Annotated in this window: 15 protein-coding genes; 6 read left to right on the top strand and 9 right to left on the bottom strand. The window is 73.1% G+C overall.

The window, feature by feature from the left end; genetic code table 11:
• The first annotated feature begins 8 nt into the window (after positions 1–8).
• Complete coding sequence (garD, locus tag ACS5RC_RS19140) at positions 9–1,574, top strand: galactarate dehydratase (RefSeq protein WP_478345493.1); 1,566 nt, start codon at positions 9–11, stop codon at positions 1,572–1,574.
• Positions 1,575–1,608: 34 nt separating this feature from the next.
• Here the strand turns inward: garD and ACS5RC_RS19135 are convergent, their stop codons facing one another.
• Positions 1,609–3,474, bottom strand: a complete 1,866-nt coding sequence (locus ACS5RC_RS19135) for a DEAD/DEAH box helicase (RefSeq protein ID WP_478345492.1) — start codon at positions 3,472–3,474, stop codon at positions 1,609–1,611.
• A gap of 295 nt (positions 3,475–3,769) precedes the next feature.
• On the opposite strand from ACS5RC_RS19135, the gene ACS5RC_RS19130 reads away from it, so the two are divergent.
• Positions 3,770–5,479, top strand: coding sequence for an ABC transporter ATP-binding protein (locus ACS5RC_RS19130; protein WP_478345491.1), 1,710 nt, complete (start codon positions 3,770–3,772; stop codon positions 5,477–5,479).
• 125 nt (positions 5,480–5,604) lie between these two features.
• A complete protein-coding gene (gene ada / locus ACS5RC_RS19125) occupies positions 5,605–6,699 on the top strand; it encodes a bifunctional DNA-binding transcriptional regulator/O6-methylguanine-DNA methyltransferase Ada (RefSeq protein ID WP_478345490.1) in 1,095 nt (364 codons plus the stop codon).
• A gap of 181 nt (positions 6,700–6,880) precedes the next feature.
• On the opposite strand, the gene ACS5RC_RS19120 is transcribed toward ada, so the two are convergent.
• From ACS5RC_RS19120 to ACS5RC_RS19090, 7 genes are all read right to left on the bottom strand, one after another.
• Positions 6,881–7,969: a DUF2778 domain-containing protein gene (locus ACS5RC_RS19120; protein WP_478345489.1), complete on the bottom strand. Its 1,089-nt coding sequence runs from the start codon at positions 7,967–7,969 to the stop codon at positions 6,881–6,883.
• Between the two features lie 219 nt (positions 7,970–8,188).
• On the bottom strand, positions 8,189–8,596 hold the full coding sequence (locus ACS5RC_RS19115) for a DUF3307 domain-containing protein (protein WP_478345488.1): 408 nt from the start codon (positions 8,594–8,596) through the stop codon (positions 8,189–8,191).
• A 342-nt stretch (positions 8,597–8,938) separates the two neighbouring features.
• Positions 8,939–10,066 (bottom strand): ABC transporter ATP-binding protein, encoded by a 1,128-nt coding sequence (locus ACS5RC_RS19110; RefSeq protein ID WP_478345487.1) that lies wholly within the window; start codon positions 10,064–10,066, stop codon positions 8,939–8,941.
• Positions 10,063–11,040 (bottom strand): ABC transporter ATP-binding protein, encoded by a 978-nt coding sequence (locus ACS5RC_RS19105; RefSeq protein WP_478345486.1) that lies wholly within the window; start codon positions 11,038–11,040, stop codon positions 10,063–10,065. Before ACS5RC_RS19105 ends, ACS5RC_RS19110 begins: the two co-directional genes overlap by 4 nt.
• Positions 11,037–11,945: an ABC transporter permease gene (locus ACS5RC_RS19100; protein ID WP_478345485.1), complete on the bottom strand. Its 909-nt coding sequence runs from the start codon at positions 11,943–11,945 to the stop codon at positions 11,037–11,039. The genes ACS5RC_RS19105 and ACS5RC_RS19100 overlap by 4 nt, the downstream gene beginning before the upstream one ends.
• On the bottom strand, positions 11,942–12,919 hold the full coding sequence (locus ACS5RC_RS19095; RefSeq protein ID WP_478345484.1) for an ABC transporter permease: 978 nt from the start codon (positions 12,917–12,919) through the stop codon (positions 11,942–11,944). The genes ACS5RC_RS19100 and ACS5RC_RS19095 overlap by 4 nt, the downstream gene beginning before the upstream one ends.
• A gap of 7 nt (positions 12,920–12,926) precedes the next feature.
• Positions 12,927–14,540 carry an ABC transporter substrate-binding protein gene (locus ACS5RC_RS19090; protein ID WP_478345483.1) on the bottom strand — a complete coding sequence of 538 codons (1,614 nt, stop codon included), beginning with the start codon at positions 14,538–14,540 and terminating at the stop codon, positions 12,927–12,929.
• Positions 14,541–14,794: 254 nt separating this feature from the next.
• Between ACS5RC_RS19090 and argE the strand changes: the two genes are divergently transcribed.
• Entirely contained in the window at positions 14,795–15,952 is a 1,158-nt protein-coding gene (gene argE, locus ACS5RC_RS19085) for an acetylornithine deacetylase (RefSeq protein WP_478345482.1), read from the top strand.
• A gap of 197 nt (positions 15,953–16,149) precedes the next feature.
• A complete protein-coding gene (locus ACS5RC_RS19080) occupies positions 16,150–17,826 on the top strand; it encodes a methyl-accepting chemotaxis protein (protein WP_478345481.1) in 1,677 nt (558 codons plus the stop codon).
• Positions 17,827–17,847: 21 nt separating this feature from the next.
• Here the strand turns inward: ACS5RC_RS19080 and ACS5RC_RS19075 are convergent, their stop codons facing one another.
• Entirely contained in the window at positions 17,848–18,891 is a 1,044-nt protein-coding gene (locus tag ACS5RC_RS19075; RefSeq protein ID WP_478345691.1) for a threonine aldolase family protein, read from the bottom strand.
• Between the two features lie 179 nt (positions 18,892–19,070).
• On the opposite strand from ACS5RC_RS19075, the gene ACS5RC_RS19070 reads away from it, so the two are divergent.
• The gene (locus ACS5RC_RS19070) at positions 19,071–21,974 is read left to right on the top strand and encodes an FAD-binding and (Fe-S)-binding domain-containing protein (protein WP_478345480.1); all 2,904 of its coding nucleotides are present in this window, start codon (positions 19,071–19,073) and stop codon (positions 21,972–21,974) included.
• Positions 21,975–22,026: the final 52 nt, after the last annotated feature.

The following is a 22,026-nucleotide window of genomic DNA, read 5'->3' as shown; positions in this document are numbered from 1 at the left end:
GCCGAGCCATGCTGAGCGAGCCCGACACCCCGCCCCGCCCCGCCGGCGACGCGCCCCGCACGATCCGCCTCCGCCCGGACGACAACGTCGCCATCGTGGTGAACGCCTTCGGGCTCCCCGCCGGGACCGTCTTCCCGGATGGCCTGACGCTGCGGGACTTCGTGCCGCAAGGGCACAAGGTGGCGCTCGCGGACATCCCGGAGGGCGGGGCCGTGCGCCGCTACGGCGAGGTCGTGGGCATCGCGCTGCGCCCCCTGCCCCGCGGCTCCTGGGTCGAGGAATCGAGCGTCGAGACCCCGATCGCCCCGGCCCTCGACGCGCTCGAGCGGGCGACCCGCGTGCCGGCGCCGCTGCCGCCGCTCGAGGGCTACACCTTCGAGGGCTACCGCAACCCGGACGGGTCGGTCGGCACCAAGAACATCCTGGCGATCTCGACCAGCGTGCAATGCGTCGCCGGCACCCTCGACGTGGCGATCCGCCGGATCAAGCAGGAGCTTCTGCCGCGCTTTCCCAACGTCGACGACGTGATCGGGCTGACCCACGCCTATGGCTGCGGCGTCGCCATCAACGCACCCGAGGCGGTGATCCCGATCCGTACGCTCCAGAGCCTCGCCAGGAATCCGAATTTCGGCGGCGCGGTCATGGTGGTCGGCCTCGGCTGCGAGAAGCTCGTCTCCGAGCGCTTGATCCCGGACGGCGAGGCCCCGTCCGACAGCGGCGTCGTGCGCCTCCAGGACGAGCGCCACGCGGGCTTCGGCATGATGCTCGACAGCATCCTGACGATGGCCGAAGCCCGGTTGGAGGTTCTGAACCAGCGCACCCGCGAGACCTGCCCGGCCTCCGAGCTGGTGGTGGGGCTCCAATGCGGCGGGAGCGACGCCTTCTCGGGCGTCACCGCCAACCCGGCGCTCGGCTTCGCCGCCGACTTGCTCGTGCGCTGCGGCGCCACGGTGCTGTTCTCCGAGGTGACGGAGGTGCGCGACGCGATCCACCTGCTCACCCCGCGGGCCGCGACCCCGGAGATCGCCGACGCGCTGATCCGCGAGATGGCGTGGTACGACGCCTATCTGGCCAAGGGGGGCGCCGACCGGCGCGCCAACCCCTCCCCAGGCAACAAGAAGGGCGGGCTCAACAACATCGTCGAGAAGGCACTGGGCTCGGTCGCCAAATCCGGCACCTCGGCCATCAGCGGGGTGCTGGCGGCGGGCGAGCGGGTGCGCGAGCGGGGCCTGATCTTCGCGGCGACCCCGGCCAGCGATTTCGTCTGCGGCACGCTCCAGCTCGCCTCGGGCATCACCCTGCAGGTGTTCTCCACCGGTCGCGGCACGCCCTACGGCCTCGCCCAGGCGCCCGTCATCAAAGTCGCGACCCGCACCGAGTTGAGCGAGCGCTGGGCGGACCTGATCGACCTCGACGCCGGCCGCATCGCCACGGGCGAGGCCACCATCGAGGAGATGGGCTGGGAGCTGTTCCGCCTGATTCTCGACGTGGCGAGCGGGCGCAAGCGCCCGTGGTCCGATCGCTGGGGCCTGTTCAACGACCTCACGCTGTTCAACCCCGCACCGATCACCTGATCGGCGTCCGATCACTGGATAGGACGCGACGGCCTCAGGCCGAGCGGGCCGGCATCCACTTCGCCCGGCGCTGGCGCACGGTCCAGGCGTAGCGCGCGTCGCCCTCAAGCAGATGCACGTGGTCGGACAGGCGGTTGCGGTCGAGCCAGGACAGGGCGGCCTCGAGCTCCGCCAGCGTCATCGTCGCCCGCTCCTTGCCGGTCACGCGCTTCAAGACGGCGTTGTAGCGGTGGGCGAGATTGCTGCCCCGGGGGGCGCGCCACCCCGCCTCGTCTTCCACCGCCTGCGCGGCGATCTGCTGGGTGATGCGCTGGCGCAGGCTGCGCTCGGTCAGGGAGGGCGGCGCGGCCGGGGCCTCGGCCCGCTCGGCGAGCCGGTTGGTGCCCGGCCCCTCACCGGCCGGGCGCGGCCGCAGCATCGCGTAGCGGATGCCGAGCGCGTTGCTCTCCAGCGGGGTGATGCCGGCGGGCGGCTCGTCGCGCCAGACAACCGGCTCCGGGTTCAGGGCGGTCACGGGTGCGACCGGGCGCGGCCGGGTCGCCGTGCCCTGCTCGGTCTCCAATTCGGCGCGGAAGCGCGCGAAGAGCGGGTCGTCCGGGTGGAAGACCAGCGCCTGCTGCTCGGCATAGGCGCCCGCATGCGGATCGACCCGGGTGGCGCGAGCGAGCATCTGCTCCAGCCAGGGCCGCGAGCGGATATGGGTCAGGGCCGCCACCACGGAGACTTCCGGGGCGTCGAGACCCTCGTAGGCCATCGCCACGGTCACGAGCACGGCGGGTTCGGGCAGCAGCCGGAAGGCGGCGAGCGCGGCGTGCGCGTCCTGCGCCGACGAGGTGGCGATCCGGATGTCGCGCTCGGCCTGCGCCGCCGGCATCCAGCCCCGCAGCATGGCGAGATACCCGCGCGCGCTCGCCTGATCGGGGGCGACGACGAGGAGCTTGCCGAGGCCCCGCGCGCTCTCGCCCGGGGCGAGGCCGCGCTCGGACCGGCGCCGCGCCCGCAGGCGCCGCGTGGCGTGGAAGGCCTCGCCGAGGAGATCGCGGGCGAAGCCCGTGCGGAGGGCCGTGAACAGGGCCGGCCGCGTCGTCACCCGCACGCCGCCCGCGAGCCGGTGCGGCCCGACCCGGGATTCGCCCGCCCGCTGCCCGCCTTCGAGCCAGCTCGCCTCGCCGTCGAGGGCGCCGAAGCTCACCGGCAGCACCGCGCGCTCGGCGAGCGCCTGGGCGCGGGAATAGCCGATCACCGCGAGCCCCGGCGCATCGAGATCGACCTCCGGCGCGCGTCCGAGCAGGGCCGGGCGATAGGGCAGCCCCAGGATACGCCGCCCGTCGGCCCGCTCGAGCGTGCCGGACAGGAACAGGCGCAGCGTGGCGGCGCGCATCAGCGGCAGCAGGGCGCCGCTCCAGGCCCCCGCCTCCGCCTCCCCGTCCGGCTCGGCCTCGTCCCGCCGCGCGCCCGGCACCGGCAGATGGTGGACCTCGTCGACGACGAGCAGGGTGCGGTGCGCCCGCGCCTCGGCGAGGTGGAGGGCGGGGGCGGCGGCGACCGCCTGATAGGTGGTGACGTAGCCTGACAGCCCGCGGGCCGGATCCGGCTCGTTGTCGGCGGCGCGGACGTGGAGCGCGTGACCGAGGGCGCCGCGCCAGAGCGGGTCGGCGAAGGCCTCCTCGGCCTGAAGGCGCAGGGAATCCCGCGGCACCACCCAGACCACCCGGTCGACCCGGCCCGCCGCGATCAACTCGGCGGCGGCGATCACCGGGAGCAACGACTTGCCGCCGCCGGGGGTGACGGCCGCGAGGATGTCGGTGATGCCGTCCGCCTCGCCGCGGGCGATCGCGGCGACGAGGTTGCGCAGGGTGCGCTGATGCGCGCGCAGCGGACGGGCTGGAGGAGCGCTCAAGGCGAGGGACGCGCGGCGGAGACCCGGTTCATCCCGGCACACTGGCCCACCGCGACGCCTTTGTGAATCCCCGACAGGATCCAGGGATCCGGGGAAAGGGCCGCGGCCCCGCCGCCCGCCACCGCCGATGGGCGCCTCACGATTGCAGGATCCCGGGCGGCGGGTTAGGGCTCAGAGTATTCGACCGCGTTCCTCCAATGTTTCGGGCTTGAGCCATCGCTCTGTGGGTCACTGTCCCTCCGCCCGTTTTCGCCTGCGCGCGCGGTGGCCCGGGCGCGGGCGCGCAGGCGCTGCCGTGAGCCCGCGCGACCGGATCACGGCCGTCCTGTCGCGCCGCGGCGCCCCCGATCTCGGCGGGATCGCGACGCAGATCCGGGCGGCGGCACGGCTGCTGCGCGACGCGGTCGGCGCGCGCCGCGGGCGCTTCGTCCGCGTCGTGGCGCTCTCGGTCGTCGCGGCGGGCCTGGAGAGCGGTGCGCTGATGGTGCTGCCGCGCCTTCTCGGCACCGGCGACACGGCTATCGGGCTGCCGGCGCTGGTCGCGACCTACCTGTCGCTCGTCGGATCCGCGGCCCTCCTCACCTACGCGCAATCCGTCGCCGCGAGCCGCCTGTCGCTGGAATTCGGCACGCGGCTGCGCCTGCGCCTGCATGCCGCCGCCCTCCGGGCCGGCTGGGGCACGCCGGCGCTGGCGCGACCGGCCGAACTCGTCCACGCCCTCACCGCCGAGGCGGCGCAGAGCGCCGTCGCGACCCAGGTCGCGATCGATCTCGCCACCCGGCTGATCTACCTGCCCGCCTTCCTGATCGCCGCCCTCGTCCTCTCCCCCGGCCTCGCGGCGGCGGCCCTGGTGCTCACCGCGCTGGCGGGCCTGCCCATGCTGCCGCTGGCGCGGCGCGCCTTCGCTCTGGCGCAGGCGATGACGCGGATCGCGCGGCGCCACCATGCGGAGCTCGCCGATGCCTTTGCGGGCCTGAAGGTGATCAAGGCCCTGCAGGGCGAGGCGCGGCAGCAGGAGGCGCTGCGGCAGCGCCTCGAGGCGGTGGACCGGGCCCAGCTCGCCCAGACCGGCGCCGCGGCGGCCGCCCGCACGTGGCAGCGCTTCGCCGCCGCCGCCGCCGCGGCCGGGGGCGCCTTCTACGGGCTCGGCGTGCTGCATCTCGACGGCGCGGCGATGCTCGCCCTCGCGCTGGCCCTGACGCGCCTCGCCGCGACGCTGGCGCAGGCGCTGGATCTCTGGCGGCAGCTCGGGCGCCTGCTCCCGGTCTACGGGCAGTTCCAGGACAGCGAGGAGAGCTGCCGCGCGGCGCAGGAGCCCGCCCCCGCCGCGACCGCCCCGCGCCTCCGGGACGCGCTCGAGCTGCGCGGCGTCGCGTTCCTGCACCCGGGGCGCACCGCGCCGACCCTCGCGGGGATCGACCTCCGGCTTCCGGCCGGCTCCCTCACCGTGCTCACCGGGCCGTCGGGCGGCGGCAAGTCGACGCTGGCGGATCTGGTAATGGGGCTGACGGCACCCGCGGCGGGCGAGATCGTGATCGACGGCGCGACGCTCGACGCGCCGGCGCGGGTGGCGTGGCGCGGGCGCATCGCCTACGTGGCGCAGGAGCCCTTCCTGTTCCACGACACGATCCGCGCGAACCTCCTCCTCGCCCGGGCCGGCGCGACCGACGCGGAGCTCCGGGACGCGCTCGACACCGCCGCGGCCGGCTTCGTGCAGGAGCTACCAGAGGGGCTCGACACGGTGGTGGGCGAGCGCGGCGGCCGCCTCTCGGGCGGTGAGCGCCAGCGCCTGATGCTCGCCCGCGCCTTCCTGTGCCGGCCCGATCTCCTCGTGCTCGACGAGGCGACCAACGCCCTCGATCCCGCATCGGAAGCGGCGGTGGTCGCGAGCCTGCGGCGGCTGTCGGGCCGCATGACGATCCTGGCGATCGCCCACCGCTCGGCGCTGCTCACGGCGGCCGACCGGGTGCTCCATCTCGAGGACGGCGTGATCACGTCGCGATGACGGCGCACCGGCATCACGATCCGGCAGCAAGAATCGGGATGCGGGGCCGACGGCTTCGGTGCAACGATGGCCACATGAGCCGTCGCACGGGAGCGGCGCGGCACGCCGGTCAGGGGCCATCCGCCATGCAGACGAGTGATCACGCGGACACCGTGGCGGCGCCCGGCCCGGGAGGCACCGGCGACGCGGCGCGCTGGACGGCGCTGGCGGCGCGCGATACGGCGGCGGACGGCAGCTTCGTCTACGCGGTCCGGACCACGGGGGTGTATTGCCGCCCGAGCTGCGCCGCGCGCCCGGCCAAGCCCGAGAACGTCGTCTTTCACGACAGCTGCGCCGCCGCCGAGGCCGCGGGATTTCGGCCGTGCAAGCGCTGCCGGCCGAACGAGGCGGATCGCGCCGCGCGGTGGACCGAGGCCGTGGCACGGGCCTGCCGGGCGATCGACGCCGCCGATCAGGCCCCGGCGCTCGCCGATCTCGCGCAGGCGGCCGGGATGAGCGCCTTCCATTTCCACCGGGTCTTCCGTGCGGTCACCGGCATCACCCCGAAGGCCTACGCGGCGGCACGCCTCGCCGAGCGCGCCGCCGCCGCCCTCCGGGAGTCTGACACCGTGACCGAGGCCGTGTACGGGGCCGGCTACAGCGCCCCGAGCCGGTTCTACGCGGACGCCGCCGAGCGCCTCGGCATGAGCCCCGGCGCCTATCGGGCGGGCGGGGCCGGCGCGCAGATCCGCTTCGCCGTCGCCGCCTGCGCGCTTGGCTCTCTCCTCGTGGCGACGACCGAGCGGGGCGTCTGCGCGATCCTGCTCGGCGACGATCCGGATGCCCTGGCGCGCGATCTCCAGGACCGCTTCCCGCGGGCGGAATTCCTCGGCGGTGACGCCGCGCTCGACGGCGCGGTGGCGGCGGTCGTCGGCCTGATCGAGCGGCCGGGCCGTGCCGTCGACCTGCCCCTCGACATCGGCGGCACCGCCTTCCAGCAGCGGGTCTGGGCCGCGCTGCGCGCCATCCCGCCCGGAACCACGGCGACCTATGCGGAGATCGCCCGCGCCATCGGCGAGCCGGCGGCCGTGCGCGCGGTGGCGCAGGCCTGCGGTGCGAACCGGCTGGCGATCGCGATCCCGTGCCATCGCGTGGTGCGCTCGGACGGATCGCTCTCGGGCTATCGCTGGGGCGTCGAGCGCAAGCGGGATCTGCTGCGGCGCGAGGGGGCGGCCCCGTAAGGGCCTCGTGCGCGAGGGCGCCCTTCGGCAGACGCGCGATCCGGTACCGCGGCCGACGCGAGCCGAGCCCGGCGAGCCGGGCGCCCGAACCGGATTTCGAGGTTCCGGCGGTCGCTCGGCCTCGCCTGCGGGAAACCCGCCGGCCGAGGCCGGGCTTGAGTTTGCGGAACGCCGGGCGGCGTCAGCGCGACGCGACCTGCGGGCCGGCCTCGCGTCCACGCCCTGCAACGACGACGAGACGCTGGATCTCGCCGCGCAGATAGGCCTGCAGGAACTTGTCGTAGTCGCGGAACGACACGCAGCCGTTCGAGGCGCCGCTCGGTCCGAGCATGAAGGTGTGTGCCAGGAGGCCTGCCCGGCCGTAGATCGCGCCGGGCCCGCCGACGGGGCTCAGGCGGATGGCCCGCACGCCGTGGAACAGGGCTTCGCGCTCGCTGAGGTCGTAGGTACCCGGCGGGGTCGCGCCCCGCATGGGCACGTGGACGAAGCGCGGATCGTCCATGCTGTCTCCGAGCCCGGAATGGGCCTCCAGCTTCTCCCCGCTGGGCAGCACGACGGTGCGGGCGCTGATGTCGTAGACGGCCGTGCCGATCTTGTCGCTCGGGATCGGAGCCGGAACGAGCCGAGGGCGCGGAACCGCTTCGATGCCGGGGCGGTCGAGCGCGGCATAGGCCAGAGCCGGCGCGGGAGTTGCGGGCGACTCGACCCCGAACAGCTTCTCGAAGAAATTCCGGGTGTCCTCCATCGCGGTCGGCGCCGCCGCGGCCGGCATCCGCCGCCCGGCCTGCCGATCCGCGCGCCGGGCGATGTCCGATCCGGCGAAACGCCGGAACTCGGGCGGTCGCGGCAGGGGCAGCGGCACCGTCTGGGGCGTCAGCATCGCCTCCTGGGTCGGCGTTCCCTCCGGCGCCGGTTCGGTCGACAGCGGTCCGAGTGCGGCGAACCAGCCGGTCGCGGCATCGGTGCTCGGCGTCACCGGTTGCGGAACCCAACCGTACAGGACCTCCTGCCAGGCCTGACGCGCTTCGGCGGCGAGACCGACGACGGGATCGGGATCCTCCGCGGCCATGTCGGCGAGGATGGGGGCGGGCGACGGCGTGGCCTCGGCTTCGGTGAGGGCGGCCAGCGCGGCCGGCGCAGGCCCCGACGGCGCTTCGACATGGGTCGCGGCGACACACAGGAGCGCGGCGAGCGCGAGACTCGCCGGGACGGAGCCGAGGCCGCGGACGCGCGCCGCGAGAACGCCCGATCGGAAGGGAGTGTATGCCATGCCGTGCCGCCCAGACCCTGGTTCCGGGACGAGTGCCTGCCGAGACCGCCTGTCGCGCGTGGCGCGCCGCGAGGTCCCGGGCCGATCCGTCCGATGGTCAGCAGAAGTCCGATTCGGGCGGGCTTTTGTGAGGCGGGATCATGGTAAGCGTGGGGTAAAAATCGGCGCCTTTCTGGAAATCAAACCTGCGTCAATGGACTAGCGCCGTCGCGCGACCGCTCAACCCAGTACCAGAATGACGACCAGCAGGATATTGGTCGCCTGATGCAGGAACTGGTCGAAGCCGAGGAGCCACCAGTATTGCGGATCGGCCATCGTCGAGCGGGCGCGATGCGCCACCAGCGTCTTGCCGCGGTCGATCGTGCCGTGGAGCCCGAGATCGACGAGGGCGATCCACCACAGGCTCGGTCGGACCAGGAGCGCGATCGCGAGGGTGAGCAGGGCGTGGATGCCCGCATGGGCGGCGAGCGGCGGCCCCCAACCCCGCAGGCGCTCCTTGCCGCGCGCCATCCAGCGCGTCTGCAGGACGAAATCCGCGGCGTAGTGCTTGGCCGCCATGGCCAGCAGAAGTCCGCAGAGCGTCGAAAGCGAGATCGACGTCTCCATCGCGGTCGCCGTCACGATCACGGCTGCAGTCTCCGGCGTCTGCCCGTATCTCGTCCGAGACACACGGAGCGAGAGAGACACCACAGCCTCGGTCGCCATGATCGGTCGGTGTCATCAAAGCGTCAATATGCGGGTTCCGGCGCTCGACCCGTCCGGGATCGATTGGATGGACGGACCATCCGGATCCGCGGGACGGCCGGGATCTGCTGATCGCCCGAAGGCGCGAGCGGGTTCGTCTTCGTTCGTGACGGGAATGCGTCTCGAGACCTCCATCCGGGTGCCGATCGACCCGCTCTGGTCGGACGAAAGCGCGACAGGTTCGAACCGGACATGGGCGCCGCCCGCGGCCCGGACGCGTCCGTGTCAGCCGAAGCGGATCGGGCCGCCACGATCTTGGCCGCCATGATCTTGGCCGACGCCATCTTGGCCGACGCCCTCTTGGCCGACGCCCTCTTGGCCGACGCCCTCTTGGCCGACGCCCTCTTGGCCGACGAAGTCGGCGCGGTCGCGGTGGCAGGCGACGCGTCGTTCTGGGCCGGCCGGACGCGGGAGGGGCAGGTCCGTGCGGCAGACCGGCAGCACGAAGGGGCAGCGCGGGTGGAAGGCGCAGCCCGGCGGCGGCGCCAGGGGCGAGGGCGGCTCGCCGGGGAGCGGGGCGAACCGGCGCTTGCCCGCGGCGAGCTTCGGCGTCTGGGCGAGCAGGCTGAGCGTGTAGGGGTGCGCGGGCGCGGCGAACAGAGCCTCGGCGGGCGCCTCCTCGACGACACGGCCGAGATACATCACCGCCACGCGCGAGGCGATGTGCTCGATCACCCCGAGATCGTGGCTGATGAACAGGTAGGTGAGCCCGAGATCGCGCCGCAGGTCCATGAACAGGTTCAGCACCTGGGCCTGGATCGAGACGTCGAGGGCGGCCACCGACTCGTCGCAGACGAGGAGGCGCGGCTTCACGGCGAGCGCCCGCGCGATGCCGATCCGCGCGCGCTGGCCGCCGGAGAACTGGTGCGGATAGCGCGCCATCGCGTCCGGGCTGAGGCTGACGCGGGCGAGCAGGTCGGCCACGTAGGCGCGCTTCTCCCGGGGCGCGATCAGCCCGTGGCGGACGGGCGCCTCGCCGACGATGTCGAGGATGCGCAGACGCGGGTTGAGCGAGGCGGTCGCGTCCTGGAACACCATCTGGACGGCGAGCCGGCTCGCGCGGCGCGCGTCCGGGCCCATCTCGCGGATGTCGCGTCCGTCGTGCAGGACGCGGCCGGCGCTCGGCGGGTAGAGACCGGCCACGAGGCGCCCGAGGGTGGACTTGCCGCAGCCGGATTCGCCGACGAGCCCCACCACCTCCCGCGCCGGGATCGCGAGATCGACATCGGTCACGGCCTGCACCGCGCGCGAGGGGCGGCGCTCGCCGAGGAGACCGGCGAGCCGCGCGGCGAGCGAGGGCTTCGTGGAGAAGCGTTTCGCGACGCCATCGAGCGAGACGAGGGGCGGGCTCACGCGAGGCTCGCGGCCTGGAGCGGGTAGCGGCAGAGCGCGGTGCGGCCGGGCAGGCGCGCCAGCGGCGGCGGCTCGGCGCAATCGGGCTCGGCACGGGCGCAGCGGGGCGCGAAGGCGCAGCCCGGCGGCCGGCGGTCGAGAGCCGGGGCGAGGCCGGGGATCTGCATCAGGGGGCTGCCGCGGCGGTTGCGGCTCGGGGCCGAGCCGATCAGGCCGGCGCTGTAGGGATGGAGCGGCGCGTCGATCACCGCGGCGACCGGGCCGACCTCGACGGCGCGGCCCGCATACATCACCACCAGCCGGTCGGCGAGGCCAGAAACGACCGCGAGGTCGTGGGTGATCCAGATCAGCGCGGTGCCCATCTCGGCGCAGAGCGTCTGCGCCTCGGCCAGGATCTGGGCCTGGATGGTGACGTCGAGCGCCGTGGTGGGCTCGTCGGCGATCAGCAGGGCCGGCGCGTGCAGGAGCGCGATGGCGATGGCGATGCGCTGGCGCATGCCGCCCGAGAGCTGGTGCGGATAGGCGCGCAGACGCTCGTCGGGCGCCGGGATGCCGACCCGCACCAGCGCCTCGCGGGCCCGGGCGCGGGCGGCCCGCGCGGTGACGCGCTCGTGCGCGGTGATCGCCTCGACCACCTGCGTCTCCACGCGCAGCACTGGGTTCAAGGTGGTCATGGGATCCTGGAAAATCATCGCCACGCGCCGACCCCGCAGCGGGCGGAACGCGGCTTCCGGCAGCCCGACGAGGTCGCGTCCCTCGAACAGGATGCGCCCGCCGAGGATGCGCCCGGGCCGCTCGATCAGGCCCATCAGGGCGAGCCCGGTCACCGACTTGCCCGAGCCCGATTCGCCCACGAGCCCGACCACCTCGCCCGGCCCGACGCTGAGGTCGAGCCGGTCGACCGCCACGTGCTCGGCTCCGCGCAGGCGGAAGCCGACGCTGAGGCCCTCGACGGCGAGGACGGGCGCGCTCACGCGGAGAACCGCGGGTTCAGCACGTCGCGCAACCGGTCGCCCACGAGGTTGATCGCCACGATCACCACCACCAACGCGAGGCCCGGGAAGGTCGAGATCCAGTACTTGCCCGACAGGAGGTAGTCGTAGCCGTTCTTGATCAGAAGCCCGAGGGAGGGCTCGGTGACGGGGACGCCGACGCCGAGGAAGGAGAGCGTCGCCTCGAGGGCGATGGCGTGGGCGACCTGCATCGTCGCCACCACCACGACCGGGGCGAGGCAGTTCGGCAGGAGGTGACGGAAGATCAGGCTCCGGCGCGGCAGGGCGAGGGCGCGCGCCGCCTCCATGTACTCGCGCCGCTGCTCGACCAGGGCGCTCGCCCGGATCGCCCGGGCGTAATAGGCCCATTGCACGGCGATCAGGGCGATCACCACCTTGTCGACGCCGCGCCCGAAGGCCGCGAGCAGCACCAGGGCGATCAGGATCGCCGGGAACGAGAGCTGAAGGTCGGCGAGCCGCATCAGCACCGCGTCGGTGCGCCCGCCCGCGCTCGCCGCGATCACCCCGATGCTGGCCCCGAGGCTCGCCGCGACGAGGGTCGCGCTGAGCGACACGATCAGCGAGACGCGCAGGCCGTAGAGGATCGCCGAGAGCATGTCGCGCCCCTGCGCGTCGGTGCCGAGCAGGTAGAGCAGGCCGTCGAGGCTGCGGCTGCCCGGCGGCAGGGTCGCGTCCATCACGTCGAGGGTGGCGAGGTCGTAGGGGTTCTGCGGCGCGACGAGGGGCGCGAGCGCCGCCGCCAGGATCACCGCGACGAGGATCCCGAGGCCGATCGCGGCGGCGGGCGCGCGCAGGAAGTCGGCCGCCTGCAGGCGCCAGACCGGCTCGGCCTCGGGGAGCGTCGCGGGCTCGCTCGTCGCGCTCACGAAGCGCTCTCCGACAGGCGCACCCGCGGGTCGAGCACGGCGTAGAGCAGGTCGATGGCGAGGTTGATCGCGACGAACAGGCAGACGGTGAGCATGAGGTAGGCCACGATCACCGGGCGATCGAGGCGGTTGATCGAATCGATCAGGAGCTTGCCGATGCCGGGCCACGCGAACACGGTCTCGGTCACCACCGCGAAGGCGATCATCGAGCCGAATTCGAGGCCGATCACCGTCACCACCGGCAGCAGGATGTTCTTGAGCACGTGCACGCCGACGATTCGGGCGGGCGCGAGCCCCTTGGCGCGGGCGAAGCGCACGTAATCCTGCAGCATGGCCTCGCGGGTCCCCGCGCGGGCGAGCCGGATCACCACCGCGAGCTTGAACAGCGCGAGGTTGACCGCCGGCAGGATCAGGTGGCGCAGCCCGTCGAGGGTGAGGAAGCCGGTCTCGAGCCCGAGCACCCGCACGGTCTCGCCGCGCCCGCCCGCGGGCAGCCAGCCGAGGGTGACGGCGAAGATCAGCACAAGCATCAGGCCCTGCCAGAAGTTCGGCAGGGAGAAGGCCAGGATCGAGCCGCCCATGATCGCCTTGCCGGAGGCCGCCTCGGGCTTGAGCCCGGCCCACAGCCCCAGCGGCAGCCCGACGACGAGGGCCAGGACGAGGGCGGTGAGCGCGAGCTCGAGGGTCGCCGGCAGCCGCGCCAGGATCACCGTGAAGGCCGGCTCGTTGTAGACGAAGGAGCGCCCGAGATCCCCGTGCAGCGCCCGCCACGCGAAGGTGCCGAACTGGATCCAGAGCGGCCGGTCGAGGCCGAGGCGGGCGGCGATGCCCGCACGCTCGTCCGGCGTCGCGTCGGGCGCGGCCAGCATGTCGATGGGGTCGGCGATGGCGTAGACGCCGAGGAAGACCAGCGTCGCCATCGCGGCGACGGTGAGGGCGGCCTGCCCGAGGCGCTGGATCAGGTAGGTGAGCACGCGGCGGCTACTGCGCCACCACGTCCATCGCCAGCGTGTACTGGTCGATGCGGGGCGTGTAGCGCAGGCCCTTGGCGGCGGCCCAGGGCGTCACCTCGAAATGCAGCGGGATCAGGGGATAGTCCCGCATCGCCAGCGCCGAGGCATCGCGCAGCAGGCCGGCGCGCTTGGCCTCGTCGAAGGTGCCCATCGCCTCGACCGTCAGGCGGTCGACCTCCGGGTTGCAGTAGCGCCCGCGATTGGTGAAGCCGCGGCCCGTCTCCGGATTGAAGCACAGGAGCAGCGAGTTCAGCGAGTTCGACATCTCGCCCGAATCCGCACCCCAGCCGGCGAGGTAGGCGGAGAAATCGAACTTGTTGCGCCGTGTGAAGAAGGTCGAGGCGGTGGCCGCGTCGATCGCCGTCTTCACGCCGATCCGGGTCCACATCTGGGCGACCACCTGGGCGATCTTCTCGTCGTTGATGTAGCGGTCGTTCGGGGTGCCCAGCGTGATCTCGAAGCCGTTCGGGTAGCCGGCCTCGGCCAGCAGCGCCTTGGCGGCCTTCGGGTCGTAGGGGACGATCGGGAAGTCCTTGGTGGTACCGAAGAGGGGGTCCGGCAGCAATTCGCCCGCCGCCTGCGCCACCCCGCCCATCACGCGCTCGACGATGGCCTTGCGGTCGATCGCCTTGGAGAGCGCCTCGCGCACGCGCCTGTCGAGGAGCGGGTTCCTGTCGGTGCCGCGGATTCCCGGCGTCTTCCAGCCGGCGCCGTCGTACTGGTCGAGATGGATGTAGATGATCCGGTTCGAGAGGCCCTTGGCGACGCTGAAGCCCGCGCCCTCGATGCGGGGCAGGTCCTGGATCGCCGGGTTCTCGATGAGGTCGACGTCGCCCGCGAGCAGCGCCGCGACGCGCGGGCCGGTCGAGACGATCGGCTTCATGGTCACGGTCTCGAAGGCCGGCGCCGCGCCCCAGTAGCGCGGGTTTCGCACGAGCACGACCTGCGTGCCGCGCACGTAATCCTTCAGCTGGTAGGGACCGGTGCCGATTGCGATAGCGGGGTTGCCGAAATCGGTGCTCTTCGGCGGCGTGCCCATGCCCTCGCAGCCGCCCTTGCGGAAGCGCACCTCGGCGGGCGCGCCCGAGGCCTTGGCGCTCAACATGCCGACTGCGGTGATGTTCGTCGGCAGCAGCGGCAGCGGCGTCGCGGTCTTCACGACGACGGTGAGCGGATCCGGCGCCTCGACGCTCTCGAAGGGGCGCACGAAGGTCGCGAAGGAGGACGGCGAGTTCTCGACCAGCGGGATCCGGCAGAACGTGTAGATCACGTCCCGGGCGGTGAACGGCGTGCCGTCCGAGAACGTCACGTCGGGGCGCAGCTTGAAGGTCCAGGTCGTCGGGTCGGTCGCGGTCCACGACGCCGCGAGCCCCGGCACGAGCCGCATCTGCGGATCGGTGGTGACCAAGCCCTCGAAGATGTGCCGCCGCAGGGAGTTGTTGGGACCGACGTTGTGGAAATGCGGGTCGATCGAGGTCGCCTCCGCGGCGAGGCCGATACGCAGGTCGCGGGCTTCGGCCGGCCCGGCGAGGGCGGCCAGCAGCAGGGCGCCGGGCAGGGTGACGTGACGCGACGCTGTCATCGAGGGTTCCGGGCGGAGGGACTGGCGGGTGCGGGCGATCGGCGGACGGGACCGCGGCAGGGTCGCGCATCGATCGGCCTAGCGTCAACCGTGCCAAGCCGTGGGCGACTGCGCCGCACGGGCCGGCGCCTGCCGCGCCGCGCCCGGCCGCCCGCGAGCCCTTTGCGGGCTCGCCGCGAAGGGCCTATCGGATCCCCTCCGTCGCGGCCGGATGAACGCGGCACGGCTCGCTCGACGAGAAACGGAAGAGGACGATGCCCAACCCCTCCGCTATCGAGATCCTGGACCGGCTCGTCGCCTTCGACACCACGAGCGCCCTGACGAACCTGCCGCTGATCGACTACGTCGAGGCGCTGGCGCGCGCGGCCGGCGCCGAGACGGAGCGGGTGCCGGACGCCACCGGCCGGAAGGCCGCCCTGTGGATCGACATCGGGCCGCGCGACCGGCCCGGCTACGTCCTCTCCGGTCATAGCGACGTGGTACCGGCGACGGGTCAGGCTTGGTCGTCCGATCCCTTCCGCCTGCGCGAGGCGGAGGGCCGACTCTACGGGCGCGGCACCTCGGACATGAAGGGCTTCCTCGCGGCCTGCCTCGCCCTCTTGCCCGAGATGAGGGCGGCTCCCCTCGCCTGCCCGCTCCACATCGCGATCTCCTACGACGAGGAGGTCGGTTGCCTGGGCGTTCGCCCGCTGATCGCCCGGCAGCGGGAGCGGGGCCCCGCGCCGCTCGGCTGCTTCGTCGGAGAGCCGACCGGCATGGCGGTGGTGACCGGCCACAAGGGCAAGAGCGCCGCGCGCCTCACCTTCCACGGCCGTGCCTGCCACTCGGCGCTGGCCCCGCTCGGGGTCAACGCCGTGGAATACGCGGCCCGCTTCATCGAGCATGTCCGCCGGAGCGCCGAGACGCTGGCCCGGGACGGCGCGCGCGACCCGCTCTACGACGTGCCTCACACCACCGGCCTGTGCAGCATCGTGCAGGGCGGCGGCGCGCTCAACATCGTGCCGGACCTTTGCGAGGTCTCGTTCGAGTACCGGGCCATCGCCGAGGACGACGCGGGCGCTCTCGCCGCGGCAGCGATCGCCCACGCCTGCGAGGTGCTGGGCGCGGAGATGCGCCTGCAGGCACCGGAATGCGGCGTCACGGTCGAGCCCCTGATCGATTATCCGGGCCTCGAGATCGATCCCGGATCCGACCTCGTCGCGCTCGCCAAGCGCCTCGCCGGCCGAAACGGGCACGCCAAGGTCTCGTTCGGCACGGAGGCGGGCCTGTTCCAGACGCTGTGGGGCATCCCCGCCCTGGTGATCGGCCCCGGCTCGATCGCGCGCGCCCACAAGGCGGACGAGTATATCGAGCGCGACGAACTCGACGCCTGCGCGGCCTTTCTCAGGAAACTTATCGTACAGGCCTGTTGAGGGATCGCCCGGATCCCGTCGCCGACCGGCCGGGGCCGCGCATGGACATGTGGCCGGCTCTCCGCGACTTGCACTCTATGTCGGGCGTCGGATATCGGCCGGGCGCTCAGTTTCAGCTGTACTACGCCGACGGTGACGGCTCATTAAGCCTTCCCGCTCACAGGTTCGTCCGAATCTTGCGCGGACCAGTCCCGACCATGCGGCTCACGATCAAGTTGTCCCTCGCGGGCCTGTTCAGCATCCTGCTCCTGCTGACCCTGGCGCAGGGCATCGTGTCGTTGTCCAAGCTCGCCAACATCGATGGCGGAACCACGGTCCTGCTCGACAACGCCATCCCGTCGATGAACGAGGCGCATGCGGTCAACGCCCTCATCACGCGCACACGGCTCTGGCAATTCCGGTACGTGACGGCCGAGACCCCAGCGGTCGCCGACGACATGGTCCGGAAGGTCGCCGAGTTCAGCGCCCAACGGAGCGCGAAGGTCGAGAGCTACAAGGCTCTCGTCGCCTCGGCGGAGGAGCAGAAGGCGTATGACGACCTGCGCGCCAAGGTTGGCCTGCTGCAGCCGGACTGGCAGCGTCTGCAGAGCCTGATGTCCGGCCGGCCGGACGAGGCGATGGCGTTCTTCCGCGGCCCGATGAACGCGAACTACCTCGCCGCATCCGCGGCCGCACGCGTCCTCGTCGACGTGAACCTCGCCGCCAGCGATGCCGCCGCCGCGCAGATGCGGCAGGATCAGGCCGATGCCCGTCGCACCACCCTGGCACTTCTCGCCGTCGCCGTTCCGACGGCCCTGGCCGCGGCCTTGTTCTCCCTGCTCGGGGTCGCGCGCCCGATCGAGCGGATGACCGCCGCGATGCGCCGCCTCGCCGACGGCGATGCCGAGGCCCCGATCCCCTACGACCGTCGGCGGGACGAGATCGGCGCGATGGCCGCGACCGTGCAGGTCTTCCGGGACAACCTCCTGCGCGCCCGCGCCCTCGAAGCCGAGACGGCGGAGGCCCGGGCCTCCGCCGAGGAGCAGCGCAAGGCCGGCATGCGCCAGATGGCCGACGTGTTCGAGCACGCGGTCGGCGGCATCGTCGGGCAGGTCTCGGCCGCCGCGAGCCAGCTGCAAGCCACGGCCCAGGCCATGACCGGGACCGCGCGGGAGACCGCGGGCCGCTCGGCCAGCGTCGCGGCCGCGGCCGAGGAGGCCGCCACCAACGTCAACACCGTCGCGGCCGCCGCGGAGGAGCTCGGCTCGTCGGTGTCCGAGATCGGGCGGCAGGTCGGCGGTTCGGCCGATCTCGCCCAGGCCGCGGTCGCCGAGGCCAACGAGACCGCGGCGCTGGTCGAGGATCTCACGAAGGCGGCCGCGCGCATCGGCGACGTGGTGAGCCTGATCTCCTCGATCGCCGGGCAGACCAACCTGCTGGCGCTCAACGCCACGATCGAGGCCGCCCGCGCGGGCGAGGCCGGTCGCGGCTTCGCGGTGGTGGCCAGCGAGGTCAAGGAACTGGCCTCGCAGACGGCCAGGGCCACCGAGGAGATCGGCCGGCAGATCGCGCAGATCCAGGGCTCGACCGGCCAGGCCGTGCGCGCCATCGGCGGCATCGCGGGCCGCATCCGCGAGATCAGCAGCGTCGCGACGAGCATCGCGGCGGCGGTGGAGGAGCAGGGCGCGGCGACCCAGGAGATCGTGCGCAACGTCGCCCAGGCCGCGACCGGCACGGGCGAGGTCACCCACAACGTGGCGGCCGTGGCGGGCGCCGCCGAGGAGACGGGGGCCGCCGCCGCGCAGGTGCTGGCCTCGGCCTCCGCGCTGTCGCGTCAGGCCGAGCACCTCGGCTCCGAGGTCGGGCGTTTCCTGGCGACCGTGCGCGCCGCCTGACGCTGACTGACGGCGCCCCGCTCAGGTCCGCGCGGCGAAATCCGACGCGCGGGCCCGGATCACCTCCGCCGCGCGGGCGATCCCGGCCGCGTCGACCTCCAGGCTCGCGGTAGCCCGGATCTGCGCGCGGCCGATCGCCCGCACGCGCACCCCCTCCACGAGGCAGGCCTCGGCGAAGGCGGGGGCGTCGATCCCGAGGCCGGAGACCGAGAAGCACAGGATGTTCGACTGGCCCGCCGTCTCGTCGAAGACGAGGCCCGGCACGTCCGCGATCGCCGCGTGCAGGCGGGCCGCGTTGGCGTTGTCCACGGCGAGCTGGTCGATGTGGTGGTCGAGGGCGTAGAGCCCGGCCGCAGCCAGGACGCCGCTCTGGCGAAGCGCTCCGCCGAGCCGGTACTTCCAGCGCCACGCCTCGGCCACGAAGGCCCGCGAGCCGCACAGCACCGCGCCGACCGGGCAGCCGAGCCCCTTGCTGAGATCGATCCAGGCGCTGTCGAACCCCTCCGCGTAGGCCGAGGCGGGGATGCCGGTGGCGACCACCGCGTTCAGGAGTCGCGCCCCGTCGATATGGGCGGCGAGGCCGTTGGCGTGGGCGAGGTCGCGGATCGCCCGCATGGTGGCGAGGTCCCAGACCGTGCCGCCCGAGAAGCTCGTGGTCTGCTCGACCGAGATCAGGGCGGAGCGCGGCGCCGTGCGCTGCACCGGCCGGATCGCGGCCTCGGCCTGTTCCAGGCTGTAGAGCCCGACGCGGGTCGGCAGCGCCCGAACCGAGACCCCGCCGATGGCGGCGGCGCCCGCGGCCTCGGTGTTGTAGATGTGGGACTGGTCGTCGACGATGATCTCGTCGCCCGCCCGGGTCTGGACCAGGATCGAGACGAGGTTGCACATCGTCCCGGACGGCATGAACACCCCCTCCTCCAGTCCGAGCAGCGCGGCGACGCGGGCGCAGAGGGCGTTCGTGGTCGGATCGGAGCCCGATTGCTCGTCGCCGACCTCCGCTGCCGCCATCGCCGCGCGCATGCCCGGCGTCGGACGGGTCTGGGTATCGCTGAACAGGTCGATGATCATCGTGGTCTGCGGCCCTTCCCCGAGGCACCATGCGGCAACGGCTCGCGGGCGGCCAGCGTTCGGTCTCCCGCGTGCAGTATTATAAATGCATAATGACTGCCCGTCGCGGAGACCTCGCGAGGGGGGCGGGTCGGGACGCACAGGGGATCGATGCGATGGCAGCGGGCGCACGACCGATGAGCCGGACGGATGCCGACGCCCTGGCGCGCCGCCTGGGGACCGCCCTGCAGGGCGAGGCGCGCTTCGATGCGTTCACGCGCGGGCGCTACGCCACCGACGCCTCGATCTACCAGATCATGCCCGCGGGCGTGGTGTTTCCGAGGACCGTCGCCGACATCGCGGAGACGCTGCGGATCGCCGCGGCGCACGGCGTCCCGGTCATCCTGCGCGGGGGCGGCACCTCGCAGAACGGCCAGCCGATCGGCGCGGGCCTCGTGGTGGATTGCGCGCGCCATCTCAACGCGGTGACGGCCTACGACCGGGAGGCCGGAACCGTCACGGTCGAGCCCGGGACGGTGCTCGAGCGGCTGAACGCCCGCCTTAAAGCGGACGGCTGGTTCTTCCCCGTCGAGCCCTCGACGGCGAGCCGCTGCACCATCGGCGGCATGGCGGGCAACAATTCCTGCGGCGCCCGCTCGCTCCGCTTCGGCAAGATGAGCGACAACGTCCTGGCGATGGAGGCCCTGTTCCACGACGGCGAGCCGTTCGGGTTCGGCCTCACCGGGAACGCCTCGGACGGCGTCACCGGCTCGCAGCGCGCCGAGGATCTCGCCCGGCGCATGCGGGCGCTCGCCGAATCGCACCGCGACGAGATCGAGCGGGTCTACCCGAAGGTGCAGCGGCGGGTCGGCGGCTACAATCTCGACAGCCTGATCGAGGCGCGCCCGAACCTCGCCCATCTCCTCGTCGGCTCGGAGGGCACGCTCGCGGCAACCACCGCGGTGACCCTGAAGCTCTCGCGGCTGCCGGCGCACCGGGTCATGGGGGTGTGCCACTTCCCCTCCTTCCGCGCCGCGATGGAGACCACGAAGGCGATCGTCGATCTCGACCCGGTGGCGGTCGAGCTCGTCGACAACAACGTGCTGGTGCTGGGCGCCGACATCCCGCTGTTCCGCACCACGCTGGCCGACATCACCCGCGGGCGGCCCAACTGCCTGCTGCTCGCCGAGTTCGCGGGCGAGGACCTCGCGGGGCTCCGGCGCGACCTCCGGCGCCTCGATGCCTGCATGGCCGATCACGGCTTCCCGGGCGCCGTCGTCGAGGTGCCGGAGCCGGCGCGGCAGCGCTCGGTCTGGGAGGTGCGCGAGGCCTGCCTCAACATCATGATGTCGATGAAGGGCGACGCGAAGCCCGTGTCCTTCATCGAGGATTGCGCGGTGCCGCTGGAGCACCTCGCCGACTACACCGACGCGGTCACCGAGGCCTTCACGCGCAACGGCACCCGCGGCACGTGGTACGCCCACGCCTCGGTCGGCTGCCTGCATGTCCGCCCGATCCTCGACATGAAGCAGGCCGGCGACGTCGCGCGGATGCGGGCCATCGCGGAGGAGACCTCCGAGCTGGTGCGGCGCTTCAAGGGCTCGTACTCGGGCGAGCACGGCGACGGCCTCTCGCGCTCAGAGTTCGTCGAGCCGCTGTTCGGCGCCCGGCTGACCCGCGCCTTCGAGGCGGTCAAGGACGCGTTCGATCCGGGTGCGCATCTGAACCCGAACAAGATCGTGCGCGCGCCGCGCTTCGACGACCGGGCGCTGTTCCGGTTCAAGCCGGACTACGCCGTCGTGACGCCGGACCGGACCGCGCTCGACTGGTCGGATTGGGGCGGCTTCGGCGCGGCCGTCGAGATGTGCAACAACAACGGCACCTGCCGGAAGCTCGCGGGCGGCGCGATGTGCCCGTCCTATCGGGTGACCGGCGAGGAGCAGCACCTCACCCGCGGGCGGGCGAACTCCCTGCGGCTCGCGATCTCCGGCCAGCTCGGCGACGACGCCTTCACGGGCCCGGAGATGAAGCGGACGCTCGACCTCTGCGTCTCCTGCAAGGCCTGCCGCCGCGAATGCCCGACCGGGGTCGACATGGCCCGGATGAAGATCGAGTTCCTGCACCATTACCATGCCCGCCACGGCCTGCCGCTCCGGGAGCGGCTGGTCTCCGAGCTGCCGCGCTATGCCGGCCTCGCGGCGCGGTTCGCCCCCGTGCTCAACCTGCGCAACCGCCTGCCCGGCCTGGCGCGGCTCACGGAAGCCGCCTCCGGCATCTCGGCGCGCCGCTCGCTGCCGGTCTGGCGCCGGCCCTGGAGCGAGACGGGCGAGCCCGCCCATCCGCAGGACGTGACGGGCGACTTCCGGGACGTCGTGCTGTTCGGCGACACCTTCAACCGCGCCTTCGAGCGCGAGAACCTGGAAGCCGCCGAGCGGGTGCTCCGGGCGGCGGGCTACCGGCTGCACCGGGTCTTCGCCACGCGCGGGCGGCGCCCGCTCTGCTGCGGGCGGACCTGGCTCGCCTCGGGACAGACCGACCGGGCGCGGGCGGAGGCACGCCGCACGCTCGACGCCCTGCTGCCCTTCGTCCGGGCCGGGGCGCGCGTCGTCGGCCTGGAGCCGTCCTGCCTGCTCACCTTCCGGGACGAGTTCCTGACGCTGCTGCCCTCCGACGACGCCAAACTCCTCGCCGCGCGCGCCCTGCTCCTCGAGGAGCTGCTCGCGGAGGATCTCGGGGCGGGCCGGATCGAGCTCGCGCTGAAGGACCAGGGCGGGCGCGTGGCGCATCTGCACGGCCATTGCCATCAGAAGGCGTTCGGGGCGATGGGCGCGGTCGAGACCGTTCTGCGCCACGTGCCGGGCCTCGACGTGCGGGTGATCGAGTCGAGTTGCTGCGGCATGGCCGGGGCCTTCGGCTACCGGGCCGACACCATCGACGTCTCCCTGGCGATGGCCGAGCTGTCGCTGTTCCCGGCCCTCCGCGCCGCCGGACCGGACGACCTCGTCGTCGCCGACGGCACGAGCTGCCGCCATCAGATCGCGGACGGGCTGGGCCTGCGGGCCGAGCACGTGGCCCGGGTGCTGGACCGGTTCCGAGCCTGACGCCCCGCGGCGGCGTCCCGGCGCGCCGCCGGGGCGAACGGCGGCGGCGCGG

The sequence above is a fragment of the Methylobacterium sp. HJ2 genome (assembly GCF_056431005.1).
Note: the sequence above shows the minus strand (reverse complement) of the source record. Positions and strands in the feature narration are given on the sequence as shown.